Raw genomic sequence first — 14,477 nt, forward strand, 5'->3', positions numbered from 1 at the left:
TTCTCCCAGGATCGCGCGCGCGAGACCGTCCAGCGTTGTGCGGATCCGACAATTGCGGCGGCCGGATTGTCCGGGCGTCACAACGGGCGGTCGTCCTCCAGCGCGGCCAGCGTGATGATCATGGCCAGGCGCTGGCGGGCGTCGTCCAGGTCGAGCGGCGTGATCTGAACGATCCTGCGAAGCCGGTTGCGGACGGTGTTGGGGTGCACGCCGAGCCGTTCAGCGGCGACGGCGGGGTCGCCCTGGGCCTCCAGCCACGCCCGCAGCGTGGCCATGTAGTGGGTGCCGTGGCGGGCGTCGTGCCGGCGCAGCGCGCCGACCGGCCCGCGGGCGGGGGTGCGGCCGGTGCGCGCGGCGGCCCGCAGCCGCCGCAGCAGGATGTCGTCCCAGGACTCGTCGTACGCCGGCGGCGCGGCCTGAAGGGGGCCCGTCTCGTGCAAAGCCAGGCACTCGTCGGCCTCCTGCCTGCTGGCCGGCAGCTCCGCAGCCCTGGCCGGCGCCCCGATCCCGGCGAGGAGCCTCACCTGCGCGGGCAGGGCGGACCCCAGCGCGGACACCCAGGCGCGCGCCGCGTCGGCCTCCTCGCCCGGCAGGATCGTGTAGAGCGTGTTGCCCAGCAGCGTGCTGCGCCCGGGCCGCGACCAGCCGAAGCCGGTGGTGGCCCGTTCGAAGGCCAGCAGCAGCGCGGCGTGGCGCTCGTTCCCGGCGTGCGCGCGGACGGCGATGACGCGCAGCGTCTCGCCGGCCAGCCCCAGCTGGCTGAGCACTGTCGCGGCGTCGGCGCTGCCCTCCAGCAGCCGGATGGCCAGGTCGGACTCCACCTGCCGCTCCAGGTCGGCGCTCGCCCGCTGGCGCAGCAGGTGCAGCGCCACCGTGCGCGCCCCGTCGGTCAGGGCGCCGAGCCGCGCTCCGGTCAGCGGGCTGCCGCAGGTCACCCAGACCGAGCCGAGCACCTCGCGGCCCGCCCGCACGGCCACCGCCATCCGCCCGGTCAGCCCGTGCTCCGGGTCCTGCTCGACGAACACCGGCTCGTCGGACGCGGCCAGCCGGTCGAACACCCCGCGGGACCTGAACAGCTCCCGCAGCCGGTCGGGAACCTGCCGGACCAGGATCGTCTCAAGCCGGGCCGGGTCGCCCGCCTGCTGGGAGCGTGAGTACGCCAGCACCCGCGACAGCCGGTCCTCGATGGTGACCGCGCCGCCGACCACGTCGGCCAGGCTGTCGGCCAGCGCGAACAGGTCCGTCGGCCCGCGACCCGCCTCCGTCTCCCGCCCTTCCAGGACGAGCCCGTACACCACGCCGGCGAGCTGGCTCCACGACACGGCGGGGTCGACCAGCATCACCGCCACGCCCTCGCTCTCGCCGGCCGAGGACGCCTCGCGGGCGGCCTCGGCGCCGGCGCGCACCATCACCACCGTGGCCCGCGCCGACACCGCCCACCGGACCGCCTCGGCCGCCGACGGGGCGCCGACCGCCAGCAGCACGTCACCCTGGAGGCGCTCGTCGGTGGGGTCCGGCATCGCCACGCTGCGCAGCTGGACCGAGCGCGTCCCGGGCCGCCCGCACAACCGCACCCCGTATCCGCCCAGCACGTTGACCAGGCGATCGAGTCGGATCACGGGCTTACCCTGCCCCGGCGGTCAGCGGCCACGCGCGGCGAGGCCGGCGGCCAGCGCGGGCTGCAGGCACAGCCGCATCAGGCCGCGTACGGTGACGTGCTGCGGCTCGGGCGGCGTGCTGACCGGCATGCGCAGGACGGTGTCCAGGCGGCTGAGCAGCTGCGCCTGCAGGGCGCCGCCCCCGGTCACCGTCAGGCCGTGGGCGCGCGCGGCGACGCGAAGCTGGGCGGGCAGGCGGCGCAGCAACGCGGCCGTCATGTCGACGACGCCGTCCAGCACGTACGGCAGCAGGCCCGCGCTGGTCGTGGCGCCCAGCTGGATGGCCACGGCGTCGCTGATGGCGCCGTCGCGGATGGCGACGGCCTCGACGATGCCCGCGCCCACGTCGAGCAGCAGGAACGGCCGCGAGCCCGTGACGTCGAGGCCGACGCCGACGGCCGCGGCCAGGGGCTCCTCCACGAGCGTCACCCCGCATCCGGCGGCCTCGGACACCGCGGTGCGCACCGCTCGCCGGTCGCTGGGCGAGGCGGCCACGGGCACGCCGACCACCACCTGCTCCATGGAGCGGTCGCCCGCCGTCTGGACGTCCCGCAGGACGAGGCGTACGAGGCGCAGGCACGCGCCCGGGTCGGCGATCATCCCGTGCCGGATCGGGCGTACCGGGTCGGCGACATCGGCGACGGGCGGGGAGGCGACGACGGCCGAGGGGCGGTCGGCGATGGCGACCCCGCTCGAGGTCAGCGCTCTGGTGCGCGCGGTGCCCAGATCGAGCGCCACCCGTCCGTGGCGGGTGTGCTGGAGGGTGCGGGCTGATGCGAGCTCGGCCATGGCGGTGTTCGGCTCCTTGCTTGACGCGAGAAGGAAGGAATGAGGGCGTGTCCCGCATGGGGACGGCCGCGCCGGCGGGCAGCCGGGCGCGCACGGCCGGGCCGCGCGGCGCGACAGTGGACGAAGGTCAGACCAGCGGCGGGCTGCGTGACCCCGCGGCGCGGTGCCCGAGCTGCTGGGGGTCTCCGACGGCGGCCGAGCCGTGCGGCGGGGGCAGCAGCGCCAGATGGGCGGCGTCGCCCTGCCGCGCGCCGGACTCCGGCACCAGGGGTTCGCGGCCGGTGGAGAGCTGGGGCGGCAGGCCCGTCAGCCGGTGCTCCGTGGTGCCGGGGCTCCACGTCGTCGCCTCCTGGGCGACGGGGTCACCGGCGGCGTGCCAGACGCTCGACGCGCCGGCCACCAGCGAGCACACCAGGACCAGGCTCAGCACGATGAGCCTGCATGGGGTGTTCCACGGTCCCGTCACACGGCCGACCATAGCCCAACTGAGACAATGGCGGCATGCAGAAAGTCTCGCTCACGGCCCTGGCCCGTCAGCAAACCGATCTGGCGGGCGGCGCCGGCGGCGGTCACACCGCCGACACCGTGTACGGCGGGCACGAGAAGGTGCTGCGCCAGACGGTCATCGGCATGAAGCAGGGCTCGCACCTCGCCGAGCACGAGAATCCGGGAGAGGCGACGGTGCAGGTGCTGCACGGCCGGGTGCGCATGCTGGCCGGTGCGGAGTCGTGGGAGGCGCGCACCGGAGACCTGCTCATCGTGCCCGACGCCCGCCACAGTCTCGAGGCGCTGGAGGACTCCGCGGTCCTGCTGACCGTCGTCAAGCGGCGCTGACCCGGCGCGACCGATCCGCTGTCACCGGTGGGGCGCCCACCGGTGCGCCTTCCCGCGCCCGCCCGGGGCCTGCGGGGCGACCTCTTGACAGGGGGCCCGCGATTTGAAAACTTCCTTGACAGATTGAGGCTGACAACGTTGTCATCCTCCTGCCGGCAGATCGTTGTGAGCACCCCTGGCCATCCGGTCCATCCCGGTCCCGTCCCCGTCCCGTCCCGACCAGGCACGACCCACGCAGCCGCCTTCGTGACGCTGCTCGACCGAGTCCCCGTACCGGCTGACGCACGGAAGGTTCCCCCCGATGAAGCACCCTCGCCGACGATCCCTCATGACGGCGGCCTTATGCGCGGGCGTCGCCCTCGCACTGTCCGCCCCGGCCGCCGCCGCGCTGACCACCCAGTACGGCCCGGCAGGCGCCACCGCACAGAAAGGTCCAGACCCGATTCCCAATCCCGGCCCTTCGGGCACCCCGACCCCCGGCCCGTCCTACAGCCCGCCGCCCGACCCCGAGGCGAGCGAGCCGGCTCCGTCCGCGGAGCAGGCGCGGCGAGCGGCGCAGGACGGGCAGAAGCTGGCCCAGGCGGAAGGAGCAGCCTTCGCCTCCTCCTTCGAGCCCGGCGACCCCCAGCCGACCTGGACCAACACCACCGAGACCGACGCCAAGGGCGACAAGAAGGCCGAGAACGTCGCCGGCACCCTGCCCGGCGGCATCGAGGGCAGCATCTCCGACAAGATCGCCCGGATCGACGTCAGCGGCGAGTTCTTCGACGCCGGCGAGGTGAAGGAGAACCTCGCCGACACCGACCCGAGCACCAAGTGGCTGGTGGACAGCGGCACGGGCTGGGCACGGTACGAACTGTCCGAGCCGGTCGCGGTCGTGCGCTACGCGCTGACCTCCGCTGACGACGCGCCCGAGCGCGACCCCCGCGACTGGCAGCTCCAGGGCTCGCAGGACGGGAGGACCTGGACGACCCTGGACACCCGGAGCGGTGAGACGTTCTCGGCGCGCCACCAGCGCAAGGAATACCGCTTCGCCAACACGACCGCCTACGCCCACTACCGGCTGAACGTCACCCGCGTCGGCGGCGCCCCCATGCTGCAACTGGCCGAGTGGGAGCTCTCCGACGGCCACACCGGCGCCAGGCCGCCCAGCGACATGCGCAGCCACGTCGGCGACGGCCCGACCCGCGGCCACACGTCCAGGCCGCGCGCGGGCTTCAGCGGCCTGCGCGCCCTCCGGTACGCGGGCGGCACGACGTCGGGCAAGGGCGGCTACTCCACCAACAAGGTGTTCGAGGTGGACATCCCGGTCACGTCCGGGATGGAGCTGTCCTACCTGGTCTTCCCCGAGTTCACCTCCGCCCACCTGGGCTACCCCAGCACGTACGTCTCCGTGGACCTGGCCTTCAGCGACGGCACCTACCTCAGCGACCTGAAGGCCGTCGACCAGCACGGGGTCCGGCTGGCGCCCCGGGAGCAGGGCGAGTCCAGGACCCTCTACGCCGACCAGTGGAACTTCAAGCGCGCCGAGATCGGCAAGGTGGCCAGGGGCAAGCGGATCAGCCGCGTCCTGGTGGCCTACGACAGCCCCGTGGGCGAGGCCGGGTTCCGCGGCTGGGTGGACGACATCAAGATCGTCAAGGAGCGGAAGCGGCAGCCGTACGAGGGCCGTGACGGGCGCGACGGGCAGCGGCCCTCGGAGTACGCGGTGACCACCCGCGGCACCCACTCCACGGGCGGGTTCTCGCGGGGCAACAACTTCCCGGCCACGGCCGTGCCGCACGGGTTCAACTTCTGGACGCCGATGACGGACGCCGCCTCGACGCGGTGGCTCTACGAATACCACCGGGCCGGCAACGCGGCGAACCTGCCCGAGATCCAGGCGTTCACCGCCAGCCACGAGCCCAGCCCGTGGATGGGCGACCGGCAGACGTTCCAGTTCATGCCGTCGGCGGCCGAAGGGGCGCCCGACCCGTCGAGGACCGCCCGCGCGCTGCCCTTCCGCCACGAGCGGGAGGTCGCTCAGCCGCACCTGTACGCGGTCACGTTCGACAACGGCCTCAGGACGGAGATCGCGCCGGCCGACCACGCGGCGCTGGCCCGGTTCACGTTCCCCGGCGCGTCGGCCAAGCTGATCTTCGACAACGTGAACGACAGCGGCGGCCTGACCCTCGACGTGTCCGGCGGCGTGGTCACCGGCTATTCCGACGTGCGCAGCGACCTGTCCACCGGGGCGACGCGCATGTTCTACTACGCCACCTTCGACCGCCCGGTCACCGGCGGCGGCAGGCTGACCGGCCAGGGACGCGACAACGTGCTGGGCTATCTGGCGTTCGACGCGGGCGAGACGCGCACGGTGACCATGCGGATCGCGTCCTCGCTGATCAGCGTGGAGCAGGCCAGGAAGAACCTGGAGCTGGAGATCGGCGCCTCCGACACGCTGGAGCAGGTCAGCGAGCGGGCGCGGAAGGCGTGGGACGCCAAACTCGGCGTCATCGAGGTCGAGGGCGCGAGCCACGACCAGCTCGTCACGCTGTACTCCAACCTCTACCGGCTGTTCCTCTATCCCAACTCCGGTTACGAGAACACCGGCACCGCGGACGCCCCGGTGTACAGGCACGCCGTGCAGTCGGCCACCGAGACCCCGCCCAGCACGCCCACCGAGACCGGGGCGAAGGTGGCGGACGGCAAGGTGTACGTCAACAACGGCTTCTGGGACACCTACCGCACCACCTGGCCCGCGTACGCGCTGCTGACGCCCGAGGCGGCCGGGGAGATGGTGGACGGGTTCGTGCGGCAGTACGAGGACGGCGGCTGGATCGCGCGCTGGTCCTCGCCGGGCTACGCCGACCTGATGGTCGGCACCAGCTCCGACGTCGCCTTCGCCGACGCCCATCTGAAGGGGATCACCGGTTTCGACGCCGAGACCGCCTACGAGGCGGCGCTCAAGAACGCCACGGTCGCCCCGCCCACCCGCCACGTGGGCCGCAAGGGCCTGTCGACCTCCGTCTTCCTCGGCTACACGAGCACGGAGTCGACGGGCGAGGCCATGTCGTGGGCCATGGACGGCTACATCAACGACTTCGGCATCGCCAACATGGCCAGGTCGCTGGCCGAACGGTCGAAGGGCGCGAAGCGCGCCCGCTACCTGGAGGAGTACGAGTACTTCAGGAACCGGGCGCTCAACTACGTGCACCTGTTCGACCCGGCGGTCCGCTTCTTCCAGGGCAGGAGCGCCGACGGGTCGTTCCGGCTCAAGCCGGACGCGTACGACCCGCGCGAGTGGGGCCACGACTACACCGAGACGAACGGCTGGAACATGGCCTTCCACGTGCCGCAGGACGGCCGCGGCCTGGCCAACCTGTACGGCGGCGCGGACAAGCTGGCCGCCAAGCTCGACGCGTTCTTCGACGACCAGGAGACCGCGCTGTTCCCCGGCTCGTACAACGGGATCATCCACGAGATGCGCGAGGCCCGCGACATCCGGATGGGCCAGTACGGGCACAGCAACCAGCCCTCGCACCACATCGCCTACATGTACGACTACGCGGGACAACCGTGGAAGACCCAGGCCAAGGTGCGCGAGGCGCTCTCGCGGCTCTATCTGGGCAGCGAGATCGGCCAGGGCTACCCGGGTGACGAGGACAACGGGGAGATGTCGGCCTGGCAGGTCTTCAGCGCCCTCGGCTTCTACCCGCTGCAGATGGGCAGCCCCTCCTACGCGATCGGCTCGCCCCTGTTCACGAAGGCGACCGTGCACCTGGAGAACGGCAGGAAGCTGGTGATCAGGGCGCCGGGCAACAGCGCACGCAACGTCTACGTGCAGGGGCTGAAGGTCAACGGCAGGCCGTACGGGAAGACGTACCTGCCGCACGACCTGATCGCCAAGGGCGGCGAGCTGGTGTTCGAGATGGGGCCGAAGCCTTCGCGCTGGGGCACGGGCAAGAACGCCGCGCCGCCGTCGATCACCGGCGACGACCGGGTCCCGACGCCGCTGCACGACCTCACCGGGCACGGCACGGCGTCGGCGCCGGGCGGCGCCGACGTGAGCGCGCTGTTCGACGACGACTCGGCCACCGGGGCGACGGTGCCCGAGTGGGTGCGCCTCGCCTTCGACGGCGAGCGCACGGCGCGCTACTACACGCTCACCTCCGGCTCTGGCGATCCGGCCCAGGATCCGTCCAGCTGGGTCCTGGAGGGCTCCAGGGACGGCAACGCGTGGAAGTCGATCGACAAGCGGACCGGTGAGAGCTTCGCGTGGCGGTCGCAGACCCGCCCGTTCAAGATCACCAGCCCGAGCGCGTACGCCCACTACCGGATCAGGTTCACCGGCGGCTCGGCGGTCTCGCTGGCCGAGGTGGAGCTGCTCGCTCCCGAGCCGCCCGCCACGTCGACGCTGGTCATCGAGAGCTCCGGGGTCTTCGCCGCCCCAGGCGAGACCGTGCGGCTCTCGGCGACCGTGGCCAACCACGCCACGAAGCCCGCCCGCGGCCGGCTCACCGCCACGGGACCCGAGGGCTGGACCGTCCAGCCCGCGTCTGCCCGCTTCGGGCCCGTGGCGCCGGGCGCGTCCCAGACCGTGGCGTTCGAGGTGGCGGTGCCGGCGACGGCCGGTCCCGGCAGCCACCTGATCCGGCTCGACGCCACCTCCGACCAGGGGTCCACCGGCGAGCAGGTGGCGGTCACGCTGGTCGGCGACACGGTGGAGTTCACGCCCGGCACCCCGGCGGAGCAGCCCTGGCTCCTGGACGCGGGCGGGTCCAAGCTCGACGGCGAGGTGCACGACGGGCGTGCCCGCTTCACCGACGGCGACAGCCACGCGACCTACCGGTTCGAGCTGCCCGCCCAGGTCACCGGCGGCTCGCTGACGCTGGACCTCGCCAACCACTTCCTCGTGGAGGTCTCGACCGACCAGCAGGCCTGGCGGACCGTGCTGCGGGAGGAGAACGACGTGCGTGACCGGTCCAACCGGGAGGAGCGCACGCTCGACCTCGCCGACCTGCGGGGCGAGTCCCGGGCGTTCTACCTGCGCATCGGCGACAGCCGGCCGGACGACGGCTGGGGGACCTGGCTGGCCAGGGTACGCCTGCAGCTGGAGCGTACGCGGGCCTGACGGGTGCAGCGGCGGTCACCCGGCCGGGGACAGGACGAGAGCCGGGTCCAGGGCCAGGGTGGCCGTCGCGAGCCCGAGGAACACCATCGCCAGGTAGAACTGCGGCACGTAGTCGCGGACGCGGAGATGGGCGAAGAGGGCGCAGACGAAGTAGAGCACGAGCCCGGCGGCGGCGGCCGTCCCGGCGAGCGGCACGCCGAGCAGCCCGAGCGCCAGCCCGAGGGCGCCGAGCAGCTTCAGCACGCCGATCGGCCAGACCAGCCAGGACTCCGGCACGCCGGCCCGGTCGAGCGCGGGGCCCAGCGTGCGCATGATCGGCTTGAGCCGGGTCATGGCCGCGAGCCCGGAGAAGGTGTTGGCGGCGATGGTCACCACGGCGGTGACGACGTAGGCGGTTGACATGGGTGCTCCTGGTGGATCGACGAGGGAGGCGGTGACCTCCTCTGCACCCAAGAGGGCCGGCGGGCCCGGAGTGTGACGCCTCCTCCGCGCCCGACGGGCGGGCGCCCTCTTGACGACGCACTCCCAAGATCCAACAATGGAGTTGAGAAATCGATTTCAGCTGCGGAGGTGACGGCAGATGAGGCTCGGCTCACGCGCCCGCGCATCGGCGGGGAGCGCGCTGCTCCTGCTCGTGGTCACGGGAGGGACGGCCTGCCTGCCGGCTCAGGCGACCACGGCCCGGTCACCGGCGATCGTGGTCAGCAAGATGACCGGGCCCGGCTCCCTCAGCGACACCCCCGCCACCTGGCAGGTGAAGGCCACCGACCTGGGCGTCATGTGGGACAACGGCAGCGGGGAGGTGCTCGCCGCATTCGGCGACACGTTCGGCGCCGACTGGGAACCCCCGGGCGCCAACGGCGGCGACTGGCGCAGCCAGGTGCTGCTGCGCAGCACCGACCGCGACCTCTCCGACGGCATGACGTTCTCCAGCGCGGCCACCGACCGGCAGGGGCACGCCAAGGAGCTCATCCCGAGCAAGAAGGTCGACGGCGACGAGATCACCGTCATCCCCACCGCCGGCGTGTCCGTGGGAAGCCGCCAGTACCTCGCCCACATGTCGGTACGCCACTGGGGCGACCCGGGCGAGTGGGACACCAACCACGCCGGGATCGCCTTCTCCGACGACAACGGGCAGACCTGGACGACCGAGGGCGGACCCCGATGGGACAACCCCGACGGGGGCAACCGCTTCCAGATGGCCGCGCTCGCCCGCAGGGACGGGTTCGTGTACCTGTTCGGCACGCCGAACGGCCGCGCCGGAGCCGTGCACCTCGCCCGGGTTCCCGAGGCCGAGGTACTGGCCGAGGACGCCTACGAGTACTGGACGGGAACCGCCTGGCGAAGCGGCCCCGACACCGCCGCCGCGCCGGTCGTCCCCGCCCCCGCCGGCGAGCTCTCTGTGCGCTACAACGACTTCACCGGCAGGTGGCTGATGACCTACCTGCAGGGCAGCGACATCGTGCTGCGATCCGCGCCCGGCCCCACGGGCCCGTGGAGCGCCCCGGCGGTCGTCGCGAGCTCCGCCGACTATCCAGGGTTGTACGGCGGTTTCATGCACCCGTGGTCGTCCGGGCCCGACCTGTATCTGGCGCTGTCGCAGTGGACGCCGTACAACGTGTATCTGACCAGGATCACGCTCACCCGCGACGCCGCCGTCACCAACCCCAACCTCGTCGAGGATCCGGGCTTCGAACGGCAGAGCACGGGGTCGGCATCCGCGCCCTGGGCCTGCCGCGGGAACTGCGGCATCGACCGGGCCACCTGGGGCTTCACCGGCGACCGCAACGGATTCGCCCGCCACGACAGCGGCTGGCACGACCTGCACCAGGTGGTCGAGGTCGAGCCGGACACCACCTACACCCTCACCGGATGGTTGCGGACGTCCGCGAACAACGACAACGGCTTCTTCGGCGTACGGGTGCCGGGAGGATCGCCGATCAAGGAGGTCAACTTCCGGGCGGTGAACGCGTGGACCCCGTTCACCGTCACCTTCGACAGCGGGACGCGCACCTCGGTCGAGGTGTTCGCCGGCATCTGGACCGACAACGGCGACATGTGGCTGCAGGCCGACGAGGTCGCGCTGGTGGCCTCCTGACCGTCCGTCCCGGCCACCAGCGGAAGGCGGGGACGGTCGGCGAGGCTCGGGGCTCCGGTGATGCTCGCCCGGCCGGCGCCGTCCCGCTCGGCGAGGTCGGGCGCGGGCCGGCGAAGACGACGTCCGGGCGGCCGAGATCCGCTCGATCTTCCTGAGGAACGCGGCGGGCGGCATCGGCTCGCCACCGAACCGCTCCGGCGTCGAGGCACGGCAGAGGCCGAGCCGTTTGAGCCGGGCCACGAAATCCTCGGGGACGTAACACTGCTCGCGGAACTCGTTGACAGGGTGGCGGGTGAGGCGAAAGATACGGTCATCCGTACAAGTGTGGAGGATGCATGAAGCTCATGGTCGCCGTGGTGCTGCTGCTGGGGGTCCTGGTCTCCCCCGCGCGGGCCGCCGACACGATCGAAGCCCATTACGCGGCGGCCGGGCCCTGGACCGTGGCCACCGCGGACGTCGGCGGCGAATACCGGATCCACTATCCGGCCGGCCTGGGCGAAGGAGGCGTCAAACACCCGATCGTCACCTGGGGCAACGGCACGGACGCCGTCCCCACCCACTATCCGGGCGTGCTGAACCAGCTCGCCTCCTGGGGGTTCGTGGTGATCGCCACGACGGACACGACGACGGGCACCGGCACCGAGATGATCGAGGCCGCCGAATACCTGGTGGCCAGGAACGGCGACTCCTCCAGCGTGTTCCACGGCAAGCTCGACGTGGGCAAGGTCGGCGCCGTCGGCCACTCGCAGGGCGCGGGCGGCTCCGTCAACACGGCCACCAGGTCGGGCGGCCTGATCTCGTCGGTCGTCCCGATCGCCCTGCCCGCCCCGATCTGGGTCGGCGCGGACGACAGGTTCCACGTGGACCAGCTGGACTGCCCCGTGCTGTTCCTCAGCGGCACCCGCGACGGCCTGATCTCCCCGCACTCGGCCATCCGGAACTACTACCGGGCCGTTCCAGGGGCCGCCGCCAAGGCCATGCTCAAGGGCGCCGGGCACAACACGATCCAGGGCGACGGCGGCGGCTTCCTCGGATATCTGACCGCCTGGCTGATGTACACCCTCCAGGGCGACACCCACGCCCGCGGCGCCTTCGCCGGCTCCACGCCGGAGATCGGCACCAACGCCTCCTGGGACAACGCCGCCCGGAAAAACCTTCCCTGAACCTCGGCGGATCGCGAAGGCCGCCCCGGCAGGGGTGGGGCGCGGCGGCGAGCAGGCGCCGTCCGGACACGCCGTTCAGCTCGGCTCCTGGCCCATCAGGGCGTTCTTCGCGTCGTTGAGCTCGACGGAGAACACGGCCAGGTCGCCTCTGGCGTGGCGGATCGTGTATTCGAGCGGCAGCCCGCCTTCGGTGACCGTCGACCGGGCGGTCGCCAGCAGGGCCGCGGCCATGGGCACGCGCAGCAGCCCCGCCAGGCGGTAGTCGGCGTTGACCGCGCCGATCGTCTCCTTGCCCGAGGCCGGGGTCAGCCCGTACTTCAGCCGAAGGAGGCCGTAGAGCGACCCGGTCAGGTCCTCGTCGAGGATGCCGGGAACCAGCTCGGCCGGGAGATGGGCGCTCTCGATCATGCAGGGCTCGCCGTCGAGCAGCCGGAGGCGTTCGAGGAAGACGACCTCGCCGCCGGCCTCCAGGCCGAGCGCGGGGGCGAGGTCGGCGGCGCACGGCTGCGCGCGCGCCACGAGCACCCGCGTGGTCGGCCTGCGTCCCAGCCTGGCCATCGTCTCGGTGAAGCCGGCCGGCCTGGAGCCCAGAAGCTCGGAGGTGACCCCGACCGGTGCGGTGTAGGTGCCGCTGCCCTGCCGGGCCACCAGCAACCCTTCCTGGACCAGGTCGCCGATCGCCCGCCGCGCGGTGGCCCGGCTCACCCCGGCGAACACCATGAGGTCCTTCTCCGCCGGGATCGGGGTGTCCGGCTCGCACTCGCCGATCACCGCGCGCAGGCGCTCGCGCAGCTGGTAGTAGAGCGGCACGGCGGCGCCCGGCTCCAGAGCCAGCCGCCGCGCCCAGTCGATGTCGGTCATCCGGCGCCTCTTGCCACGAAGTTGTACGGACGACCGTATCTTTTCGACCGGCCAGCACACCTGTCAATGGCCGCTGTTCACGTACGGCCGATCGCTCAACCTTCCGCGGCAGGCCCGGACAGCCGGGCGCGGATCCCCTCGCGTACGGGTAGGGCCAGCGCGTCCCGGTGGGCCTGTTCGAGCAGCGCCCCGATGTGGACCCGCGCGCCCGACTCCGCCGAGCGCACCGCCGCCTCCACCATGGCCAGGGAGCGGATGTTGCGGGCGATCGATCCCGACGGCTCCGCGCCCGTGCGCAGTGCCGTGAGGAACTCCGCCAGCGCCCCGGCGATCTCCTCGTGCGTGCCCGCCGGCACCTCCGACGCGCCGACGGTGCTGGAGGCGACGCGGTCCTCGCCGTCCCAGGTCACGGTGCCCCCGGGGCAGGAGGCCCGCCACCGGCCGTTCCAGGGCGTCTCCAGACCCTCCGCGACCCAGGAGCCGGTGAAGACGTAGCGGGTGCCGCCCTCGAACAGGAACGTCGCGGTCGCCGCCGCGTCGCCGCGGTACCAGCTCCAGGCCGGGTTCCAGCTCTCGCACACGACCGAGATCGGCTCCGCGCCGAGCAGGTGGCGGGCCGCGTCGAAAGCGTGGATCGCCATGTCCACCAGCAGCGGCTGCTCCATGACGTCGCGGAAGCCCCCGAAGCGCTCGCCACGGTAGAAGCCGGTGGTGAGCAGGCCGGGAGTGCCGAGCTCGGCGATGCGGCGGCGGTACTCCTCCAGGGCGGCGTAGTAGCGGCGTGACTGGCTGATCATCACCAGCCGGCCGGTCGCCTCGGCGGCGGCGACCTGGACGACCGCCTCGGCCAGGGTCGGCGCGGCGGGCTTCTCGCACAGGACCGGGAGCCCGGCGAAGAGCGCCTCTATGGTGACCTCGTTGTGGGCCGCCGGGACGGTGACGTTCACGACGGCGTCCGGCGCGGTGTCCGCGAGCAGGTCGCCGAGCGAGGCGCCGACCTTGGCGTCGGCGCCGGCGGCGCGTACGGCGGCCCGCGCCCGATCGACGTCGAGGTCGGCCACCCCGACGAGGTCGACGTCGCGGGACGCGGTCAGGGTGCGCATCCAGACCAGGCCCATCGCGCCCGCTCCGACCTGGACCACGCGCAGCGGGCGCGCCCGGCCGGCGGCGCTCACTCCGCGGCCCCCTTGTCGTGCGTCGCGCCGCGGTGACCCCGGCCGAAGTCGCCCGTCTCCTGCCGGAGCGAGGCCGGCAGGTCGCGCCGTGGCGGGTCGGCGGCCACCCACTCGACCCCGTTGGCGATGACGTGCAGCACGTCCGGGTGGTGGTACACCGGGTAGTCCTGGTCGCCGGGGCTGAAGTAGAAGATCTTCCCGTTGCCGCGCCGGAAGGTGCAGCCGCTGCGGAACACCTCGCCGCCGGTGAACGAGCTGATGAAGATCAGCTCGTCGGGTGCCGGGATGTCGAACTGCTCGCCGTACATCTCCTGGGCGGGGATCTCGATGGGGTGGGGGATGCCGCGGGCGATGGGGTGCGACGGGTTCACCGTCCAGACCAGCTCGCGGTCGTTCGCGCTGCGCCAGCGCAGCGTGCACGTGGTGCCCATGAGCCTGGTGAAGATCTTCGAGTAGTGGCCGGAGTGCAGCACCACCAGCCCCATGCCGGCCAGGACGTGCCGGTGCACCCGGTCGACCACCTCGTCCGACACCTCGCCGTGCGCGGCGTGGCCCCACCAGGTGAGGACGTCGGTGCCGACGAGCACCTCCTCGGTCAGCCCGTGCTCGGGGTCGTCGAGCGTGGCCGTGGTGACGGTCGCCCGCTCCCCCAGCCAGTGCTCGATGCCGCGGCGCACGGCGTTGTGCATGCCGTCGGGATAGATCTCGGCCACGCTGGGTTCGGTCTGTTCGTGCCGGTTCTCGCCCCACACCAGGACGGTGACGGATCGAGCGTTCATGGGCGTT

At 72.6% G+C, this 14,477-nt stretch carries 11 protein-coding genes; 4 read left to right on the top strand and 7 right to left on the bottom strand.

Annotation, left to right across the window (positions count from 1 at the left end; translation table 11 throughout):
• Window positions 1-77: 77 nt before the first annotated feature.
• The 3 genes from ABGB14_RS40180 to ABGB14_RS40190 all read right to left on the bottom strand — a co-directional run bounded on the left by ABGB14_RS40180 (window position 78) and on the right by ABGB14_RS40190 (window position 2,913).
• Window positions 78-1,619, bottom strand: coding sequence for a helix-turn-helix domain-containing protein (locus ABGB14_RS40180; protein WP_347649107.1), 1,542 nt, complete (start codon window positions 1,617-1,619; stop codon window positions 78-80).
• Between the two features lie 21 nt (window positions 1,620-1,640).
• Window positions 1,641-2,447 carry a rod shape-determining protein gene (locus ABGB14_RS40185; RefSeq protein ID WP_347649108.1) on the bottom strand — a complete coding sequence of 269 codons (807 nt, stop codon included), beginning with the start codon at window positions 2,445-2,447 and terminating at the stop codon, window positions 1,641-1,643.
• Window positions 2,448-2,574: 127 nt separating this feature from the next.
• A complete protein-coding gene (locus tag ABGB14_RS40190; RefSeq protein ID WP_347649109.1) occupies window positions 2,575-2,913 on the bottom strand; it encodes a hypothetical protein in 339 nt (112 codons plus the stop codon).
• Between the two features lie 35 nt (window positions 2,914-2,948).
• On the opposite strand from ABGB14_RS40190, the gene ABGB14_RS40195 reads away from it, so the two are divergent.
• The gene (locus ABGB14_RS40195) at window positions 2,949-3,281 is read left to right on the top strand and encodes a cupin domain-containing protein (protein ID WP_347649110.1); all 333 of its coding nucleotides are present in this window, start codon (window positions 2,949-2,951) and stop codon (window positions 3,279-3,281) included.
• A gap of 328 nt (window positions 3,282-3,609) precedes the next feature.
• Window positions 3,610-8,394: a GH92 family glycosyl hydrolase gene (locus ABGB14_RS40200; protein ID WP_347649111.1), complete on the top strand. Its 4,785-nt coding sequence runs from the start codon at window positions 3,610-3,612 to the stop codon at window positions 8,392-8,394.
• Between the two features lie 15 nt (window positions 8,395-8,409).
• On the opposite strand, the gene ABGB14_RS40205 is transcribed toward ABGB14_RS40200, so the two are convergent.
• A complete protein-coding gene (locus ABGB14_RS40205; protein WP_347649112.1) occupies window positions 8,410-8,796 on the bottom strand; it encodes a DoxX family protein in 387 nt (128 codons plus the stop codon).
• A 178-nt stretch (window positions 8,797-8,974) separates the two neighbouring features.
• Between ABGB14_RS40205 and ABGB14_RS40210 the strand changes: the two genes are divergently transcribed.
• Window positions 8,975-10,492 carry a DUF4185 domain-containing protein gene (locus ABGB14_RS40210; RefSeq protein WP_347649113.1) on the top strand — a complete coding sequence of 506 codons (1,518 nt, stop codon included), beginning with the start codon at window positions 8,975-8,977 and terminating at the stop codon, window positions 10,490-10,492.
• Window positions 10,493-10,827: 335 nt separating this feature from the next.
• Complete coding sequence (locus tag ABGB14_RS40215; protein ID WP_347649114.1) at window positions 10,828-11,655, top strand: alpha/beta hydrolase; 828 nt, start codon at window positions 10,828-10,830, stop codon at window positions 11,653-11,655.
• A 75-nt stretch (window positions 11,656-11,730) separates the two neighbouring features.
• Here ABGB14_RS40215 and ABGB14_RS40220 read toward each other — a convergent pair whose 3' ends face one another.
• The 3 genes from ABGB14_RS40220 to ABGB14_RS40230 all read right to left on the bottom strand — a co-directional run bounded on the left by ABGB14_RS40220 (window position 11,731) and on the right by ABGB14_RS40230 (window position 14,470).
• The gene (locus tag ABGB14_RS40220; RefSeq protein ID WP_347649115.1) at window positions 11,731-12,516 is read right to left on the bottom strand and encodes a GntR family transcriptional regulator; all 786 of its coding nucleotides are present in this window, start codon (window positions 12,514-12,516) and stop codon (window positions 11,731-11,733) included.
• 95 nt (window positions 12,517-12,611) lie between these two features.
• Complete coding sequence (locus tag ABGB14_RS40225; RefSeq protein WP_347649116.1) at window positions 12,612-13,691, bottom strand: Gfo/Idh/MocA family oxidoreductase; 1,080 nt, start codon at window positions 13,689-13,691, stop codon at window positions 12,612-12,614.
• A complete protein-coding gene (locus ABGB14_RS40230; RefSeq protein ID WP_347649117.1) occupies window positions 13,688-14,470 on the bottom strand; it encodes a ThuA domain-containing protein in 783 nt (260 codons plus the stop codon). The genes ABGB14_RS40225 and ABGB14_RS40230 overlap by 4 nt, the downstream gene beginning before the upstream one ends.
• Between the last annotated feature and the right edge of the window lie 7 nt (window positions 14,471-14,477).

It is taken from the genome of Nonomuraea sp. B10E15 (assembly GCF_039871615.1).
Lineage (GTDB): Bacteria > Actinomycetota > Actinomycetes > Streptosporangiales > Streptosporangiaceae > Nonomuraea.